The organism is Streptococcus pseudopneumoniae (assembly GCF_001068775.1).
In the GTDB taxonomy this organism is placed as follows: domain Bacteria; phylum Bacillota; class Bacilli; order Lactobacillales; family Streptococcaceae; genus Streptococcus; species Streptococcus pseudopneumoniae_N.
In genome coordinates this window covers 1-16,903 of sequence record NZ_JWAJ01000128.1, presented here as the reverse complement: position 1 = coordinate 16,903, position 16,903 = coordinate 1, and the positions used below count along the sequence as shown (strand labels likewise).

General features: G+C 34.2%; 21 protein-coding genes and 1 tRNA gene. 6 read left to right on the top strand and 16 right to left on the bottom strand.

Translation table 11 applies throughout. The features are described 5' to 3' along the window. The first annotated feature begins 35 nt into the window (after positions 1-35). Positions 36-782, top strand: a complete 747-nt coding sequence (locus ADF68_RS07695; RefSeq protein ID WP_049549306.1) for a toll/interleukin-1 receptor domain-containing protein — start codon at positions 36-38, stop codon at positions 780-782. On the opposite strand, the gene ADF68_RS10625 is transcribed toward ADF68_RS07695, so the two are convergent. Next, a complete protein-coding gene (locus ADF68_RS10625; protein WP_080979400.1) occupies positions 741-2,108 on the bottom strand; it encodes an SIR2 family protein in 1,368 nt (455 codons plus the stop codon). The two genes, ADF68_RS07695 and ADF68_RS10625, sit on opposite strands and share 42 nt — an antisense overlap. Positions 2,109-2,201: 93 nt before the next feature. Here ADF68_RS10625 and ADF68_RS07685 point away from each other — a divergent pair, with 93 nt between their 5' ends. After that, on the top strand, positions 2,202-3,098 hold the full coding sequence (locus ADF68_RS07685) for a tyrosine-type recombinase/integrase (RefSeq protein WP_049549305.1): 897 nt from the start codon (positions 2,202-2,204) through the stop codon (positions 3,096-3,098). A 485-nt stretch (positions 3,099-3,583) separates the two neighbouring features. Here ADF68_RS07685 and ADF68_RS07680 read toward each other — a convergent pair whose 3' ends face one another. The 4 genes from ADF68_RS07680 to ADF68_RS11470 form a co-directional block, all read right to left on the bottom strand. Beyond that, the gene (locus tag ADF68_RS07680; protein WP_049549304.1) at positions 3,584-4,765 is read right to left on the bottom strand and encodes an N-acetylmuramoyl-L-alanine amidase family protein; all 1,182 of its coding nucleotides are present in this window, start codon (positions 4,763-4,765) and stop codon (positions 3,584-3,586) included. Positions 4,766-4,906: 141 nt separating this feature from the next. After that, positions 4,907-5,083, bottom strand: a complete 177-nt coding sequence (locus tag ADF68_RS11480) for a hypothetical protein (protein ID WP_239665545.1) — start codon at positions 5,081-5,083, stop codon at positions 4,907-4,909. After that, positions 5,080-5,580, bottom strand: a complete 501-nt coding sequence (locus ADF68_RS11475; RefSeq protein WP_239665544.1) for a caspase family protein — start codon at positions 5,578-5,580, stop codon at positions 5,080-5,082. Before ADF68_RS11475 ends, ADF68_RS11480 begins: the two co-directional genes overlap by 4 nt. Positions 5,581-5,604: 24 nt before the next feature. Next, the gene (locus ADF68_RS11470; RefSeq protein ID WP_239665543.1) at positions 5,605-5,760 is read right to left on the bottom strand and encodes a hypothetical protein; all 156 of its coding nucleotides are present in this window, start codon (positions 5,758-5,760) and stop codon (positions 5,605-5,607) included. Between the two features lie 315 nt (positions 5,761-6,075). Between ADF68_RS11470 and ADF68_RS07670 the strand changes: the two genes are divergently transcribed. Continuing rightward, positions 6,076-6,930: a helix-turn-helix domain-containing protein gene (locus tag ADF68_RS07670; protein ID WP_049549303.1), complete on the top strand. Its 855-nt coding sequence runs from the start codon at positions 6,076-6,078 to the stop codon at positions 6,928-6,930. Between the two features lie 570 nt (positions 6,931-7,500). Here ADF68_RS07670 and ADF68_RS07660 read toward each other — a convergent pair. From ADF68_RS07660 to ADF68_RS07635, 6 genes are all read right to left on the bottom strand, one after another. After that, a tRNA-Arg gene (locus ADF68_RS07660) sits at positions 7,501-7,572 on the bottom strand. Positions 7,573-7,614: 42 nt separating this feature from the next. Further along, on the bottom strand, positions 7,615-7,962 hold the full coding sequence (gene rplS / locus ADF68_RS07655; RefSeq protein WP_001068669.1) for a 50S ribosomal protein L19: 348 nt from the start codon (positions 7,960-7,962) through the stop codon (positions 7,615-7,617). A 118-nt stretch (positions 7,963-8,080) separates the two neighbouring features. Then, on the bottom strand, positions 8,081-8,410 hold the full coding sequence (gene crcB / locus ADF68_RS07650) for a fluoride efflux transporter CrcB (protein ID WP_049549302.1): 330 nt from the start codon (positions 8,408-8,410) through the stop codon (positions 8,081-8,083). Beyond that, positions 8,404-8,778 (bottom strand): fluoride efflux transporter CrcB, encoded by a 375-nt coding sequence (gene crcB, locus ADF68_RS07645; protein WP_049549301.1) that lies wholly within the window; start codon positions 8,776-8,778, stop codon positions 8,404-8,406. The genes crcB (ADF68_RS07650) and crcB (ADF68_RS07645) overlap by 7 nt, the downstream gene beginning before the upstream one ends. After that, positions 8,775-9,041 (bottom strand): chorismate mutase, encoded by a 267-nt coding sequence (locus ADF68_RS07640; RefSeq protein WP_049549300.1) that lies wholly within the window; start codon positions 9,039-9,041, stop codon positions 8,775-8,777. Before ADF68_RS07640 ends, crcB (ADF68_RS07645) begins: the two co-directional genes overlap by 4 nt. Before the next feature lie 116 nt (positions 9,042-9,157). After that, positions 9,158-9,601 (bottom strand): flavodoxin, encoded by a 444-nt coding sequence (locus tag ADF68_RS07635; protein WP_049549299.1) that lies wholly within the window; start codon positions 9,599-9,601, stop codon positions 9,158-9,160. Between the two features lie 103 nt (positions 9,602-9,704). Between ADF68_RS07635 and ADF68_RS07630 the strand changes: the two genes are divergently transcribed. Continuing rightward, a complete protein-coding gene (locus tag ADF68_RS07630) occupies positions 9,705-10,640 on the top strand; it encodes a DHH family phosphoesterase (protein ID WP_049549298.1) in 936 nt (311 codons plus the stop codon). A 96-nt stretch (positions 10,641-10,736) separates the two neighbouring features. Next, on the top strand, positions 10,737-10,979 hold the full coding sequence (locus ADF68_RS07625) for a type B 50S ribosomal protein L31 (RefSeq protein WP_000710764.1): 243 nt from the start codon (positions 10,737-10,739) through the stop codon (positions 10,977-10,979). Between the two features lie 46 nt (positions 10,980-11,025). Here ADF68_RS07625 and ADF68_RS07620 read toward each other — a convergent pair whose 3' ends face one another. The 5 genes from ADF68_RS07620 to ADF68_RS07600 all read right to left on the bottom strand — a co-directional run bounded on the left by ADF68_RS07620 (position 11,026) and on the right by ADF68_RS07600 (position 15,471). Continuing rightward, positions 11,026-11,346 carry a heavy metal-binding domain-containing protein gene (locus ADF68_RS07620; RefSeq protein ID WP_049549297.1) on the bottom strand — a complete coding sequence of 107 codons (321 nt, stop codon included), beginning with the start codon at positions 11,344-11,346 and terminating at the stop codon, positions 11,026-11,028. Positions 11,347-11,687: 341 nt separating this feature from the next. Further along, the gene (locus ADF68_RS07615; protein ID WP_001284633.1) at positions 11,688-11,963 is read right to left on the bottom strand and encodes an HU family DNA-binding protein; all 276 of its coding nucleotides are present in this window, start codon (positions 11,961-11,963) and stop codon (positions 11,688-11,690) included. 106 nt (positions 11,964-12,069) lie between these two features. Beyond that, on the bottom strand, positions 12,070-12,906 hold the full coding sequence (locus ADF68_RS07610) for a DegV family protein (protein ID WP_049549296.1): 837 nt from the start codon (positions 12,904-12,906) through the stop codon (positions 12,070-12,072). 182 nt (positions 12,907-13,088) lie between these two features. Next, positions 13,089-14,318 (bottom strand): tetratricopeptide repeat protein, encoded by a 1,230-nt coding sequence (locus ADF68_RS07605; RefSeq protein WP_049549295.1) that lies wholly within the window; start codon positions 14,316-14,318, stop codon positions 13,089-13,091. Beyond that, a complete protein-coding gene (locus ADF68_RS07600) occupies positions 14,308-15,471 on the bottom strand; it encodes an AI-2E family transporter (RefSeq protein WP_049549294.1) in 1,164 nt (387 codons plus the stop codon). Before ADF68_RS07600 ends, ADF68_RS07605 begins: the two co-directional genes overlap by 11 nt. Positions 15,472-15,680: 209 nt before the next feature. Here ADF68_RS07600 and ADF68_RS07595 point away from each other — a divergent pair, with 209 nt between their 5' ends. Then, positions 15,681-16,688, top strand: coding sequence for a lactonase family protein (locus ADF68_RS07595; protein WP_049549293.1), 1,008 nt, complete (start codon positions 15,681-15,683; stop codon positions 16,686-16,688). The last annotated feature ends 215 nt before the right edge of the window (positions 16,689-16,903 follow it).

Here is a 16,903-nt window from a genome sequence, read left to right as displayed (position 1 = left end):
TGATAATAAATAGTTATCGGTAGGAGAGAGATATTTTGGAAGATAGGGTATTTTTTTGTTTTTCAGGTAAAGATAGATTAGTTTATGCTCAGTCTCTAAATTTTCATTTAAAAAATTTAGGTATTGAAGTGTGGTACGATTATGAAAAACTGTATCTAGGAGATGACGGTGACTATGTCAATATTGAAGAGGGAGTAGAACAATCTAAGATATTTTTACTTTTTATTTCAACACAATTATTTCAAAGTACAGGAGCAATGTTAGAATTAGATACAATTAAAGCCAAAATTGATAAATATCAAGGAATAGTAATTATTCCCATTCTTTGCGAGATAACCAGTAGCCAAATTCCTAAGAAATATAATTGGATTTCTAAGTATATATATGGAGAAATGAAACTTGATATTTCTAGCGGAACCTATGATTTATCAATTGATATACTAAAACGTTTACTATACGAACAATTAAAGTCAGTAGAAATAAAAAATCTACTGACTTTAGAAAATATAACAACAGATAAATTTATCAATATTATTATTGATAAATATAATTATATTGATAAAAATTGTTTTAGCACTAGAATTACAATGCTGTATACATTGGTTTTATATTGTTTAGAAAAATACAATATTAATGATAATATTTTATATTATAGTAGTAGCTTCATTTTTAATAAAGTTAAATTTAATATTCAACCAACTTTAAAAGAAATAGCTTGTATGGAATCAATTATATTGGTATTAATCAATAAAATTGAAGGATATTTCTTCAATAATATGTAATACTAACTCCGCTAGTTTGTCTGGACTATTTTCCGAACATAATTTCTCAATATAATTTTCTAAATAAGGGTATTCAGTTATACTTGATTTTATTTTCTCCCCTAACTCTGCTGCAGCAAATCCAGTGCTAGCAATTGGAATGATATAATTTCCTTGTTCTTTCGAAATTTTAATTTCTTCCCAAACACCCCTAGAAGTGACAATGTCACCTTTACTATTGATTGCCTGACCATACATAACAATGGTAAACTTTGTATCCGATATCAGATTTCGTCTATAAGACGTATCCTCATCTAAACTCATATCGTGAGCGAATGGTCGCATAATTAAACGTTTTTCAATATTAGCCTCATTAATTGAGTAAAGTTTTTGTATGCTGGAACCTGAAATATAATAGCCAATGTTCTTTCCAAATCCAGTAACTATATTGTATCCTCCGTCAATTAGTTTTTCGACTAAAGATTTCGAAAGGTTATAGGCTCTAGTCTCCTCTAGTGCATCATCTAAACTACCTGAGATATAAATATTTTTACTAATTGTTTTTTCTTTTATTTCCCTCAAAATTTCTTTAATGTCTTCGGGAGTTTGGACCAATAAAACTTTTATGTTGTACCTTTTTCCTAAATCATCTATAAAAAGATGAAAATTTTTATCCCCAGGCTTATCTATCATAATTGTATAGAATGCTTTATTATTCTTACCTATGTAACTATGTAGCTTTTGAATAGATTTTAGAACGATATCATCAGTAAAACTATAACCAATAAATAAAAAAGTATTAGTAACTAACTCTCTTTGAAAAAAACTTAAAAATAACTCATGATTAAGGTAATAGTTTTCAATATCAGATTTTGAAATAACAATTTTTGAAATACTACCTATATCTCCGTTAAGCTTGAATATATTTACTCTATTTTTCAAACTAACAGATCCTAAGTCTTGTTCATCATGAATACTATTAATATTTATTTTTTGATACTCAAAATTCTTCTCTATTACTTTATCAAAATTAGTTGTCCAAATTGATTTGAAACCAATTTGGACAATTATTTTCATTAGTTCGCTTTCATAATCAAATTTGTTAATTTTATGATTTATTAGTGAATATAATTCTCGCTCACTATACTCATTAATAAAATATTGAGCAAGTTGAAAATAGTCTGTGATACTACTAATATCGAGTCCTAATTTTTCGGCACATGGGGTTAGAAGTTCTTTCCAAGTTGGAAAATGTGCATCTAAACTACTTCCTGCACCTAAAAATAATGATAATTCTCCATCATTAAAAGAGTCACTTATTTTTGTAATAAAACTTTTTCTATCCAAAATATCTCTCTCCTACCGATAACTATTTATTATCACTATACAAAGCACCCAAATAAGTTTATAATAGCATGATTATTGATGAAGGAGATTTTCATGGATTATAAACTTATTTCTACTTACTTAGATTATTGCAAAACTCATAAACGTTTGAGTTCACATACGATTCGAGCTTATAAAAATGATCTTATGCAATTTTATAACTCAAACTATGATAATGTCGAATCCTATATCGAACACTTGACACAATCTAACATAAAAACGAATACACTAAGAAGAAAAATTGCTTGTATGAAGGTGTTTTATAATTATCTAAAATACCAGAATATAATTGAAGAGAATCCCTTCAATCAATTGCGCTTTCAATTTAGAACTGAAAAAATATTGCCTAAAACGATTCCGTATAATATTTTGAAAAATATTTTTTTATATTTAGAGCAGAGAGTAGTTATTTCTAAAACTGACTTTCAAAAACAAAAAGCTGAAAGAAATCTACTAATCATTTCTCTTTTACTTTCGACGGGTATCAGAATTTCTGAACTTTGTCACATTCATCTCAAAGATATTAATCTTTCCAATAAGACACTCCATATTATAGGAAAGGGAAAGAAAGAACGTATCATATTTTTAGGAGATCAAACAACCTTTAATTTATTAGAAATATATATAAATAAAATAGGGAAGGAATCCAATGATTTTCTATTTCCAGGAAAACATTCGGCAAAACCATTGTCAGATCAAAGTGTACGTTTAATTTTAAAGAGAATAGTTGAACAAAATAACTTATCTAGAACTATTACACCACATATGTTTAGACATAGCTTTGCAACAATGCTTCTGGATAATGATGTAGATATTCGATACATTCAGCAAATTCTTGGACACAGTTCCATATCAGTCACACAAATATATACTCACGTATCTCATTCAAAACAAAAAGAAATACTTAGTTCTTTTAATCCTATATCTGCGATTCATTCTGAAAGCGAGTAAGAGACATCTCCAAAGTTTACAGTTCACTTCATCTACAATTAATTTTTGTAGTTCAACCTTAATTAATAGATTTTATACTCAACAAAAAGCAAAAGCATACAAAACTTCACTTTGAACCAGCATTTATACTATATTCCGTATTAAGAACTCTATAATTGTTTTTCTAAAATACAATCTTAAAATATCCTTAAATATAACAAAAATTTTTTTCAAAAAACAATTCCTGGATAAAATGAAGTAAATCTTCCCACAATAATACGCATAATATCAAATTTTTTCAAGATCTGATACTATGCGTTTTTCTGATTTTTAAGACTTTTTACCTATCCTTTTACTTACTGGTGAGATTCACAATGAGTTTAGTTTTTGTAAGCAGATTGTTAGCAATAGAGAAAAAAACTGCCAAATTTCTGATCTACTTTATTCTATATTCATTAACTAAAAAAGAAAATCTACCTTCTCAGTAGATTTTCTCTTTTTAAAATTTATTTCCAAGCGCCACTACCATCTACATAATAGCCATCTGGTGTGCGTGTATTGCGAAGCATATTACCAGATGATGCGAGATAGTACCACTTACCACTATCTTTTACCCAACCTGTTGCCATTGAACCTGAGTTCTTTAGATAATACCAAGAGCCACTATCTTTTACCCATCCTGTCGCCATTGAACCTGAATCTTTTAGGTAATACCAAGTTCCACTATCTTTAAGCCAACCTGTTGCCATTGAACCTGAATTGTCTAGGTAATACCAAGAGCCTCCATTTTTAAGCCATCCTGTTGCCATTGAACCTGAGTCCTTTAGGTAATACCAAGAACCATTATCGTACAACCAATCAGCTGAAATCATAGCTCCTGATGACTTAAAGGCATACCAGCTACCACCTTGGTATAGCCATGTTTGATTAAACATAACCCCTTCATCATCCATAAAGTACCAGCTTCCCTGATCCTTGATCCAAGAATTTTGAACTAATTGACCTTGTTTTTGATAGTACCAGTTTTGGTTTGATTTTAGCCAGCTAGCAGTTTCAAAGATTGGAGAAAGTTCTACATATGATCCACTGCTATTATATTGTCGAGCAATTTTTCCTGGTTTAATTAAATTAAGAGTTCCTTCTTCACGCCAAGCAACAACAGATTTTCCTGATGTTACAGTTGGGAGAGTTGTAACATAAGACTCATTCACAGAATCCCATGAGCTTTCTAAAATTTGGTCACCATCTAAAACAAAGTAGCCACTCTTAGCAGTATCTGAATCAACATCGTCAACTACCTTAGTAGACCAAGTCTTCACTTCAGTACCACTCTTAGCCTCAACTACAATATCCCCACGATATCCATAAGGGATATAAAAGTGTAAATAACGTCCCTTATCTTCAGTTTTAGATACAGTTCTTTCCTCAGCTAAGAAGTTAGTATTTTGTTTTTCTCCATTCAATCTAACTGTCCATTCGATTTCGCTAGTACTAGGTAAATCTAACACTTTAATATTTACTTCATATCCATTATTAATCTTGCTGACTTTCCCATTCTCGTATCGAATGCCACCTTTAAATGCCCAGTCTTCTTTAAGTTCAAAAGCCTTTCCTGAATGAGGGAAAGCCAGTAAGGCTAAACCTGCCAAAGACAAACTAAATAATGTGATTTTTTTTGATACTTTCATTTTCTTAACTCCTTATTTTTGGAATAAAACAAATTGACTGTTTTCTGGATAAACTTCAATATGTTGTTTATGATTTTGTTTTAAGACTTGTTCACGTGAGTAAGAATACAATTCGTTTAACGTGATTCTATTGTTATAATTTTAATCAGCAATTAAAGAACCTTGAGATTGCTGTACAGGATTCCATCCTGAACCTAAAGACCAATACTTAGTTGCCAAACTTAAAGCTCCGCCACTAGAGTATTCTGCACCTCTTGATGAGCATAATACTAAAAATTTAGAGTCAATCATCTCACCTAATTTTTCGTCACCATTCATATTAGAAAATCCTGATACTCACCCAAATCAAAATATGCTGTAGAAGCTTCTTCATTGGCTTCACCTGTATTATCTTTAGAAATAATTGTTCCAGCATGACAACAATCCAGCATAACAACAAACTTACCTTTGTATTGCTTCAAAATGGACGCCAATTCCCAACCATAAAATGCTAGACCATCACTACCAATATAGATTCTTCCGTCTCTTCCTCCATGACAAGTAAAGTAAAGATAGTTCACATCACTTTCGCTAGAAGATTCAAAAAGTTCTTGCATTTTTGCAATAATATCGGACTTAATTCTATCTGGGAAACGAACAACTTCACTAAAGTTTTGGTTACTAAATACCTTTTCCATAGCATTAACATCTGCGATAAGTACTGCTCTCGTTGATGTTTCACCAAGAACTAAAGCCCGACGATTGATATTTTGATTTTCCCCACTATTAGCAAAGAAATAGGTATCATCTCCGATATTGTGCCAATCAACTTGCATATTACCACTGCTAGATAAATAGTATTATTTTCTATTGATAGTCTGTAGTCCCGTTTGCATGACACCGCTAGTATCTAAATAATACCAGCTACCAGAAACCCAACACCATGCAGTTTTCATAGCACTACTATCATCTAGATAATAACAGTTTCCAGATTCTTTAATCCAGCTTGTCTTCATCCAACCTTCACTATCAAAATAGTACTAGATGCCATTTATTTTTCCCATCCAATTGTAGTATAAGAACCATCAGAATGCTTATACTACCAGATCTTATTCAACTTCCACTTGACTTACTATAAGTCGTTTGAGAGGAGGATTCTTGAGCAGAAACTGGATTATTTGCTGACAAAGATCCTACTAATCTTAATAAAGCAACTGTTGACAATTAAATTTTTTTCATAATATTATTGTCCTTTCTTTTTTATTTTTGTATAATAATATCAAAAATGAAAAAAAGTGTTTTATTTTTTGCAAAAATGGAAGAGGATGAATATGGAAAATTTTGGAGCAGTTTTAAAGGATATTCGTATTTCAAAAAACTTTCGTCTTAAAGATTTATCATGTAATGAAATTAGTGAATCAACTATTTCTCGTTTCGAAAATGGTATTACAAAATTATCCATTAACCATTTTTATATTCTGTTAAATCGTCTTGGAATATCATTTTCAGAATTTGAAGAATTGGTTCATTGTTATTATTCCAAAAAAGAATGTCTTTTTGAAGAATTAGAACATGCTGTAAATTCTTCAGATATATTTTTACTTCAAGAATTAGTGGATAAAATAGAGTTAAAACAAAAGCAAGAAAAAAGTTTATGCAATTATCACATAAAATTGATTGCTGAACAACAGATTAATCGTCTTGCAAACCTTCCTTATAATTCATCTAAATGTAATGAATTAATAAAATATCTGCTTTCTGTAGATACTTGGATGGAGTATGAACTAAAACTTTTCTATAATTCAGTGTTTTTTATGAATACTAAAACCATTAGCTTACTATATAGAATAGTAATCAAGAAAACACGACATTTTTTAAAAACGGATACCGGAACACATAAAGTAATTCCTCTATATTTATTTAACCTAGAAATGTTATTAAAAAATAATTTGTTAGATAGCGCTCAATTTTTTATAGATGATTTAGAAAATTTACTTACTAGACAAGGATATTATTTTGAAAAGAATTATTTGCTCTTTCTAAGAGGTATTTATCTTATAAAAACTAATCAAATAGAGCTAGGTAAAAAAGAATGTTCTAAAGCAATGAGAATATTTAAGGAATATAATGATAGTGACACAATAAATAAATTAAACCAGAGATTTAAGCTAGATTTAACAATTTAATTGTTAAATGATATCGTTTAGAGATATAATTCCTAAAAAATTATACAAATAATTTATCTATAAGATTTGGTTCTGCATTTCAATGAGCTAAGTCTTTTTTTAATACATTTGTCATTATATAAGCTTTTGTTGATTATTTTTTGTTTTTATTCAGAGGAATAGTAACGATTCTTCCCTTTTTTAACGCTCTCTGTTCCATAACAATCAATTCACCTTGTCACATACCTTATCCAGAAATATCCATACCAAATCTTTTTGAAAGCTGATTAAAGCTTTGTGCTTGTTTTCTTAATTCATAGAACTAAACCTTAACCTCATTTGTCAATTCCATAATAAAAATAAGGACATTCCAATAAAGGAAGTCCTTTTTAACACTACTATAAACAAAGACATTTTCATGATCCATTTTATTCTATAATCATTGACCAAAATATAATTTTGGGTCAAAATTTGGTCAAAATTTGGTCAAAAAAATTAAAAATGCTAAATTATTTTTAAAAATGAACTTGAGAAAATTGCCTTCAAATAAACATTTTGAATTTTCTTTGTCTTTCTTTACATTACTAAAAATGCCCCCTGCAGGAATCGAACCTGCAACTACTCCTTAGGAGGGAGTTGTTATATCCATTGAACTAAGGGAGCTAGAGAAAAACTCTGCCGAATGAGCAGAGTTTTTTGGTCGAATTAACGACGGATTTCTTTGATACGAGCTGCTTTACCTTGAAGAGCACGCAAGTAGTACAATTTCGCACGACGTACTTTACCGTAACGAACAACTTCGATCTTTTCAACACGTGGAGTGTGGATTGGGAAGATACGTTCAACACCTACACCATTAGAAATTTTACGAACTGTGTAGTTTTCTGAGATGCCAGCACCTTTACGTGCAATAACAACACCTTCAAAAATCTGGATACGTTCACGGTTACCTTCGACAACTTTCGCGTGTACACGAACAGTGTCACCAGGACGGAATGATGGGATATCAGTACGAAGTTGACCTTCAGTCAAGCTTTGGATTAATGGATTCATTTTATTCTCCTATCTTTGTCAATCTTGAGGAAGCTTCCTCAGCGGATAAACTGTATTTTTGTGCGTCCATTACACACAAGATACAGTTTACCAAATTTCTAAAAAAAAGTAAAGAAATTTATAGCAAAATTCCTAAAAAAATTGCTACTAAACCACCTAAGTAGGTCAAGAGAAAATAACTGTAAAAGACCTTCTTATCAGCCAAGAGTTTTTGGAGTTCATCATTCAAGGTTGAAAAAGTGGTTAAACCTCCACAGAAGCCTGTAGCAAGGATAGCATAGAGCTCTTTATCTTCTACATAATTGTAAAATAAACCAATTAAAAAACAACCTAAAAGATTTGCTAGAAGTGTTCCTAATGGTAAAACTCTCTCTTGATTGAGGGTAGAAAGGAAATAACGAACAAGCGCTCCAACGCCACAAGCAAGCGCTAAATACATGATTACCATTTCTTCCTCCCTAAACAATAAGCCAATAAAAGCCCTCCACCAATGCTCAGAACTAGATAGATTACCAGACTTGGATAAGAACCTGTATCCAGCAATTTTACTGTATCTAACACGAGGCTAGAAAAAGTGGTCAAACCGCCACAAAAACCTGTACCCAGTGCTAAAATAACACCTTTACTTGTCCCCTTATAGACCAGATATCCTTTGACAAGATAGACTAAGCAGAAAATTCCTAGATAGTTGACGACTAGTGTCCCCCATGGAAAATCTGGGCTGGCTGGCAACCATCTCGAAATCTGATATCGGACAAGTCCTCCCAACATAGCAGCTAGAAAGATTCCTAGTGGGTAAAATTGTTCTTTTTTCATTTGATGTTTTTATCCTGATAATCGCGCGAACGTTTGAGAATGTCTGAAAAAGTCGCGACAATTGTCTCTTCGTATTTTTTATTGCTGACACGACTTCTGACTTTCTCAAAGATAGCTTCTTCTCTTTTGGTGTCCAAAATCGGTTTTCCTGAAGCCTTTTTATAAGCAACTACGCCTTCCACAAGATGCATTCTTTCTTCCAAGAGCTTCACGATTTGATCATCAATTTGATCGATTTCTTGTCTAATAATATCTAAATCCATAGAGTCTCCTTTTTTATTTGAATGATTTTAGAAAAAATATTCTAGATGGGATAGTACATTCTTAGGAACAACTAACAAAAACTGCACTGACAACTTTCATCAGTGCAACTTCATGCTTATCCTACTCTAGCAGCCAATTCTTCTGCAAATTGTTCCAAGCGTTCGATATCTTCTTCTTCTGCAGAGAGATCCACTTTGACACACTCTGATCCCTTTTCAGCTCCTGTTGCTACAAATACACGATCAAAGTCATCAACAGCCTTACAGAACTCATCGTAGAAAGTATCGCCTGATCCTACCACACCGTAGATTTTGCCACTCAAGTTAAGATCTGCTAGGTCTTCGTAGAAGTCCATCATCTCATCGGGCAATTCTCCATCACCGTAAGTGTAGGTTGCAACGATTGCGATATCTGCTTCAAGAAAGTCAGATGCGTCAACAGTTGTACACTCATCAACATCCACCTCTAAGCCCAACTCACGCAATTTATCTGCTACAATATCTGCAATTTCTTCGGTATTACCGGTCATACTGGCAAATACAATTTTTGCTAATGCCATATCGTCCTCCTCAATTTATCTTCCTCCATTATATCACATCTTTTTCATTTTAAAAATAAAAACTCTTGTGCTACAATGAAATAAGAAAGAATTGAGGTTACTTATGGAAATTTGCCATCAAATTTTAGAAAAAATTAAAGCATACGATACCATTGTCATTCACCGTCACATGAAACCCGATCCTGATGCCTTAGGAAGTCAGGTTGGACTCAAAGCACTTCTGGAACATCATTTCCCAGAAAAAAAAATCAAGGTAGTCGGTTATGATGAACCTACCCTAACATGGCTTACAAAGATGGATCAGGTAGAAGACAAAGATTATCAAGGGGCACTTGCTATCATTTGTGATACAGCAAATACTGCTCGTATCGATGATAAACGTTATATCAATGCTGAAACCATTATTAAAATTGACCACCATCCAAATGATGAAGTATACGGAGATCTTGTTTGGGTAGATACCAACTCGAGCAGTGCCAGTGAGATGATTGCTCACTTTGCTGAAACAACTAATCTTGAATTATCTGACTATGCAGCTAAAATGCTATGTGCTGGAATTATTGGCGATACCGGCCGTTTCCTTTATCCGTCTACTTCTGCTCGTACCCTTCGAATTGCTAGTAAACTAAGAGAACATAACTTTGACTATGCTGAATTAGCACGTAAAATGGACACCATGAGCTTTAAAATTGCTAAACTTCAAGGTTATGTCTATGATCACTTAGAAGTTGATGAAAACGGTGTTGCGCGTGTCATTCTGACTCAAGAAATTCTAAAAACATATCAAGTAACAGACGCAGAAACAGCAGCCATTATTGGTGCTCCAGGTCGTATTGATACTGTTAACCTTTGGGGAATATTTGTGGAACAAGCAGATGGCCACTATCGCGTTCGACTTCGCAGTAAATTCGTTCCAATCAATAGTGTTGCAAAAGAACATGATGGTGGAGGTCACCCACTTGCAAGTGGTGCTAACTCCTATAGCCTAGAGGAAAATGAAGTCATCTACCAAAAATTAAAAAACTTACTGAAAAAATAGATAAAAAGCTTGCCAAACTTAGCATAATCTGTTAGACTAGTATGGTAACAATCTATGGCTCGCAAAGAGACCATGGCAGAAAGGAAATATTGCAAAATGAAAAAAGATATCCATCCAGAATATCGCCCAGTTGTCTTCATGGACACAACTACTGGTTACCAATTCCTTAGCGGTTCAACAAAACGCTCTAACGAAACTGTTGAGTTCGAAGGCGAAACTTACCCATTGATCCGTGTGGAAATTTCATCAGACTCACACCCATTCTATACTGGACGTCAAAAGTTCACTCAAGCAGATGGACGCGTGGATCGTTTCAACAAAAAATACGGTCTCAAATAATCATAAAAAGAACAGTTCCGACTGTTCTTTTTTTTGTTTCTTCAAATTAGGAGTCAACCACAACTGCTGTACCACTACAAGTGACCATTAGCATACCATTTTCAGCCCCTAAAGTTTCATAGTCCATTTTTATACCTATAATAGCATTTGCTCCACGTTCACTTGCACGCTCCATCATTTCTGCTAGAGCTTCTTCCCTAGCTTGAGTCAATTCAACTTCATAACTACTAGCTCGTCCTCCAAAAACATTACGGAAGCCAGCAGCCATATCTTTGAACATATTAATGCCAGCAACCACTTCACCAAAGACGATTCCTTTGTAGGCTAGGATTTTCTTGCCTTCAATTCCCGTAGTTGAAATAATCATCTTCACTTCCTCCTGACTTCTTTTATATAATTGTAAACCCTTTTACTAACTCTGTCAAGAAATACTATAAGGGGCTCAATACTTGAAAGGAGACTCTTCTCACCATCCTTATTTGCTATCCATTTAGTGCCAATTGTATGGATGATGGCCTAAATCTTTTCTTTGCAAGCCTAACTTGAGATAGGCTTATCGGCTTCACCATTCTTACAAATAGTAGATCTTAGAATCTATGACTGATATAGAAGATACTGTTCTCTCCTGCCCCCTTTTTGCCCCAAAACTACAAAAAAGCCTATCGACCAAGCTAGAAAGCTTGATACAATAGGCTTTTTCTAAATTCATTATTTAACAGCGTCTTTAAGAGCTTTACCAGCTTTGAATGCTGGAACTTTTGAAGCTGCGATAGTGATTTCTTTACCAGTTTGTGGGTTGCGACCTTTACGTGCTGCACGCTCACGAACTTCGAAATTACCAAAACCGATCAATTGAACTTTTTCACCAGCTGCAAGGTAATCAGCTACTGCTGCAAATACAGCATCTACTGCTGCTGCTGAGTCTTTCTTTGTCAATTCTGTAGCTTCTGCTACTTTAGCGATCAAATCTTGTTTGTTTGCCATGTTAATAATTCCTCCAAATATTTTCTAATTAACAATTACAATCATATCCTAAATTCTCTTGTAGGTCAAGTCAAAAACGCTATTTCTTGCTATTTTCTTTATTTTTTTAGGACTCATATCTGACTAAAATAGCCCAAGCATTTTCACCTGTATGTGTCTGAATAATCGAACCTGTTTCTAAAACAGAAATTGATTTGTCTACGAATGGTTGTAGGATTTCTTTCATCTCTTCTGCCCAGTCCCGAGTTCCAGAATAGGAAATACCAATCTCAGAAACAGAACACTCTGACAGTTTTGAAACTAGTTCATCCAACCATTTCTTAAAGGTTTTTGCTCCACGTCCTTTCACGATTGGTTGTAATTCGTCATCCTTCATCTGCATGACTACTCGGATATTTAATAGAGAGCTTAAAAGACCTGTCACTCGGCCAATACGGCCACCTTTTACAAGGTTTTCTAAGGTAGAAACACCGATGTAGAGCTCTGTATTTTTCTTGACTTCTTCAACATGAGCCACAATTGTTTCTATGTTTTGTCCTTCTTGAGCTAACTTAGCTGCTTCAACCACTTGAAATTTTAGGGCTTGATCTGTAAAAGAACTATCCAATACGGTTACATTAGCCGTTGACAAACTTGCACCCTGACGAGCTGCTTCGACAGTTCCTGATAAGGCATGAGACATATGAATGGCTAAAATTTGACTACCGTCTTTACTCAACTCATCAAAAATCTCAGCAAAGAGTCCAACAGGAGGTTGACTTGTTTTAGGCAGATTTTTACTCTCTTTCATCAAGCGAAGAAATTCCCCTTCTTCAAGATCAGCATCCGAATAAAGAACACTATCAATCATTACAGAGAGCGGAACGACGGTAATATTTAATTCTTTGACCACTTCTGGTTCAATGGTAACAGAAGAATCTGTTACGATTTTTACTTGTGTCATAATTCAAATCTTTCTATGTTTCACTTTTTGAGTGAGTTTTTTCAATTTAACTATAACAATTATATCAAAAAAATGCTAAAAATTCATACTGTATCTATTCATTTTTATAATGGAATTTATAGATTTTTAAATCTTTCATTTTATAAAAATAATCGCCTGCTAAGACGACTATTTTGGTATCATCATAAACGTTCATACAAATCTTGCATCTGTATGTCATCAGGAACCAACTTGAGATAGTGTTGGATCTGTTCTTTTGCTTCTTCAAACCTTCCAAGTTCGCGTAATAGATGAATGTATTGCTCTAAAAACTCAGGATTTTCCTTGAGTTCTGAAACCAATGCCTGATAAGATTCATAGGCAACATCCAAATCTTCAGTTTCTTGGTAACTCCGTGCAATCATCCACTTAGTCAAGAGATTTTCTGGCTCATATACTTCTAAGGCTAGAATATCCTCATACCGTTCTTGCTCCTGATACATGGTTGCTAGTCGCAAGAGGACTTCTTCTTGGTCTTCCGCATCTTCTTGAGCTTGAAGAAGATAAGCTTCCGCCTGCTCGGGTTGATGCAATTCGTAAGATAATTGTGAAGCAAGGAGTAGTAAACGTGTTTCGAATGGATTTTTTTCCAAACCTTGTTGAGCTATCAGTAAGGCTTGCTCAGTCTGGTGTTCCTTATGTAGAGCCTGACTATAACCATACTCATACCCTTCAAAATCTGGAGAAATAGTATCCAGCTGTTTAAAATATAAAACTGCCTTGTGATATTCCTCTTGATCAAAGTAAAGACTTGCTAATTCAAATGCAGTCTGATCTTCATAATCTAACTCTAAAGCTTTTTCTAAAAACTCTATGGCTGATTCAAACTTTCCAAGTCGAGCATAGGCAGTTCCAATTCGTTGATAGGTCGAAATCCCTGTCTGCTCATATATTTCACGATTATCCAGTTGAGCATAGCCCTTAATCGCTTCTAAATCATTTCCAAGTTCACTATCTAACTCTGCTAGCCCAAAAATCAATAAAGGATCATCAGAGTAATTAAGAGCTTCTAATAGCTTGTCGCGAGCTACATCCGTCAATCCTTCCATTTGATAGAAATCAGCCTTTAAAACAAGAGCAGATACATAAGAATCGCTATTGGGTTGAATTTCTTCTAGATAGGCAAATGCTTCTTCAATTTGTCCGTCTTCACTTGCGATACTAGCTAAATTGAGATTCACTTCTGGAAATAATGGAGCTAGTTTTTCATAGATTTGACGAGCTTGTGGATAAAAACCAATACCTTCAAGATAATAAGCCAGTTCCAGAAGAAGATCGTCAGGATCTTCTCCCAAGGCTTTTTGAAAATAGTGATCAGCTCTTGTTAAATCTTGCTGATCCAAAGCTTCAAGCATTTCTTGACTATTGCTCACCTTCAACCTCCTCTTCTAACTCATACAGACCACTAACTTTTTTATACCATTCAAAAATAGCTGAAATAACAACTTTGGCTGAAGCATAAACAGGAATTCCCAATAGGACTCCCCAAACACCAAACATAGAACCAGACGTCAATAAAACGAATAGAATAGTGATTGGATGGATGTTTAGCTGACTACCTAAAATCAATGGAGACACAAAACGACCTTCAATTGTCTGCTCTACGATAAAAACGATAATAACTTTCAATAGCATAACTGGTCCAGCAATTAACCCTAAGACCAGAGCTGGTATCATAGCAAGGAAACTTCCAAGATAAGGGATAAGATTTAAGACCCCAGCAGTAATACCAAGAGTCACTGCATATCTCAAACCAATAATCTTAAAGAAGATGATAAACATAATCGCCACGATAACAGCAACAGTAATTTGTCCTCTCACATAGTTAGAAAGTTGTTGGTTCACATCCGTTAGAACCTTACCTACTGGTTCTCTCAATTTATTTGGTAAGAACTGAGTGATATGATCTCTCAAACCTTTTCCATCTCTAAGGAGATAAAAGAGCATAAAGGGCATGATAATCAAAGCGACAATGACTTGTGACGTTCCACTGATAAGAGCACTCACCCAGTTCACAGCCTTAGAAGATATATTACTTGCCCAAGCAGTTGCTTGTGTTGAAAACTGAGCCAGAACCTGTTCCAGTTGTGGTCTAAAGTCATCTGGTAAACGCTTGGTTACAAGGTCATTAATAACTCTGTCAGCATCTTCGAGATAATTTGGTACATTTTGCGCAAAAATAACTACTTGACGTTGAAGATTTGGAATCGCGACAGCCAGACCAATAATCAGAAGTATAGCAATAATGACAAAGATAATACTAATGGCTAAGACACGATTTATCTTGTACTTCTCCATCAAATCCACCAGTGGGTTTAAGAGATAAAAAAGCAATCCTGATAAAATAACAGGTAACATGACCACTGATAAAAAATCAACGACAGGGATAAATAAAAAACTAATCTTACTTAAAATAAAAATATTGAGACCTAGTAACAAGGCTACCAAAAATACAGTAACAGCCTTATTATCTAAAAACCATTTAAAAAACCAAGATAAATTAAAATGTTTCTCTTTTTGTTCCATATCTACTTCCTTTCCTTTGTATTTTCATTATACCATTTTTACAGAGAATAAACTGTTTTTAAAGTGTTGAGGTGACGATTGAAAACTCTAAAAATCCAACTTGCATTTTACTAATTTTATACTTAGAAGTTTCATTCTTTTCCCTACCATTCTCTTCAGTTATCCCAATTTATGATATAATAGAAACATCTTTATTTAGAGGTATAGATATGATTGAAATAATTTATTTCGGAACCTACACTCGTCGCTTATCCCAAGGGATTTATCAAGCTGATTTTGATACAGAGACTGGGCAATTATCAAATCTTAAACTATTTGCTACTGAACCAAGTCCTACCTATCTTGCATTTGATCAAGAAAATCACCTCTACACAGTCGGTAGCAAAGACGGACAAGGGGGAATTGCTGCCTATCAAACTGATGGTACTTTGCTTAACCATGTTGTAACAGAAGGTACCCCTCACTGTTATGTTGCTGTCGATGAAAAACGTGGCCTAGTATACGGTGCTAACTATCATAAGGGACAAGTTCTGGTCTATAAACGAAAAAAAGATGGTAGTCTTGAATTGGCTGATACAGTTCAACATAGCGGTCATGGTCCTCATGAAAATCAAGCTTCTCCACATGTACACTTTACAGATTTAACACCAGATCAGTATTTAGTGACTTGCGACTTGGGTACTGATGAGGTTACTACTTATGATGTCAATCCAGAAGGAAAACTAAATAAGCTAGCTACTTACAACTGTAGCCCTGGTGCTGGTGCACGTCACCTTGTTTTTCATAACCACTACAAGATTGCTTATCTCATCTGTGAACTCAATAGTACAATTGAAGTATTGATTTATGATGGTGTTGGTGCATTTGAAAAAATGCAGGTTATTTCTACACTCCCTGAAGGATTTAATGACTTTAATGGAACTGCTGCAATTCGTCTCTCAGAAGATGGAAAATATCTTTACGCATCAAACCGTGGTCACGATTCTATTGTAGTCTACACTATTCTAGCTGATGGCAGTTTAGAATTGTTGGAATTCGTTCCTACAAACGGAAAAACTCCTCGAGATTTTATTCTCTCACCAGACCAAGAATTTCTCATCGCTGTTCATCAGGATTCTGATAATGCAACAGTATTTAAACGCAATCCAGAAACTGGTCGTCTTGCAGAACTTTCCAATGACTTTCACGTACCTGAAGCGGTTTGCGTCACCTTTTAAACATAGAAAAATGGCGGTGGGACAGAAATCGATAGACAAAGTCTCGATTTCGTAGTCCCAGCCCCGCGAGGATGATTAGGAGCTTTTTGGAGTCTAAAAGACGAATAAAAAGTCAATCAGCTACCACGTCAAAGTTTGATTGCTAATCATGACCACCCGTCAAACGGGTGGTTTGTACCAGGGCTATAAGCCCAGATAACTAGCCAGCGCCTAAA

Excerpts from the sequence above, each read along its gene's own strand:
- crcB (WP_049549302.1), bottom strand. The coding sequence starts at position 8,410 with ATGGTAATCATGTATTTAGCGCTTGCTTGTGGCGTTGGAGCGCTTGTT.
- ADF68_RS11480 (WP_239665545.1), bottom strand. The coding sequence starts at position 5,083 with ATGAATGGTGACGAAAAATTAGGTGAGATGATTGACTCTAAATTTTTA.
- ADF68_RS07635 (WP_049549299.1), bottom strand. The coding sequence starts at position 9,601 with ATGGCATTAGCAAAAATTGTATTTGCCAGTATGACCGGTAATACCGAA.
- ADF68_RS07625 (WP_000710764.1), top strand. The coding sequence starts at position 10,737 with ATGAAAAAAGATATCCATCCAGAATATCGCCCAGTTGTCTTCATGGAC.
- ADF68_RS07610 (WP_049549296.1), bottom strand. The coding sequence starts at position 12,906 with ATGACACAAGTAAAAATCGTAACAGATTCTTCTGTTACCATTGAACCA.
- crcB (WP_049549301.1), bottom strand. The coding sequence starts at position 8,778 with ATGAAAAAAGAACAATTTTACCCACTAGGAATCTTTCTAGCTGCTATG.
- ADF68_RS07620 (WP_049549297.1), bottom strand. The coding sequence starts at position 11,346 with ATGATTATTTCAACTACGGGAATTGAAGGCAAGAAAATCCTAGCCTAC.
- ADF68_RS07670 (WP_049549303.1), top strand. The coding sequence starts at position 6,076 with ATGGAAAATTTTGGAGCAGTTTTAAAGGATATTCGTATTTCAAAAAAC.
- ADF68_RS07615 (WP_001284633.1), bottom strand. The coding sequence starts at position 11,963 with ATGGCAAACAAACAAGATTTGATCGCTAAAGTAGCAGAAGCTACAGAA.
- ADF68_RS07595 (WP_049549293.1), top strand. The coding sequence starts at position 15,681 with ATGATTGAAATAATTTATTTCGGAACCTACACTCGTCGCTTATCCCAA.
- ADF68_RS11470 (WP_239665543.1), bottom strand. The coding sequence starts at position 5,760 with ATGAAGACAAGCTGGATTAAAGAATCTGGAAACTGTTATTATCTAGAT.
- ADF68_RS07685 (WP_049549305.1), top strand. The coding sequence starts at position 2,202 with ATGGATTATAAACTTATTTCTACTTACTTAGATTATTGCAAAACTCAT.
- ADF68_RS07600 (WP_049549294.1), bottom strand. The coding sequence starts at position 15,471 with ATGGAACAAAAAGAGAAACATTTTAATTTATCTTGGTTTTTTAAATGG.
- rplS (WP_001068669.1), bottom strand. The coding sequence starts at position 7,962 with ATGAATCCATTAATCCAAAGCTTGACTGAAGGTCAACTTCGTACTGAT.
- ADF68_RS07640 (WP_049549300.1), bottom strand. The coding sequence starts at position 9,041 with ATGGATTTAGATATTATTAGACAAGAAATCGATCAAATTGATGATCAA.
- ADF68_RS07630 (WP_049549298.1), top strand. The coding sequence starts at position 9,705 with ATGGAAATTTGCCATCAAATTTTAGAAAAAATTAAAGCATACGATACC.
- ADF68_RS07680 (WP_049549304.1), bottom strand. The coding sequence starts at position 4,765 with ATGAAAGTATCAAAAAAAATCACATTATTTAGTTTGTCTTTGGCAGGT.
- ADF68_RS11475 (WP_239665544.1), bottom strand. The coding sequence starts at position 5,580 with ATGCAAGTTGATTGGCACAATATCGGAGATGATACCTATTTCTTTGCT.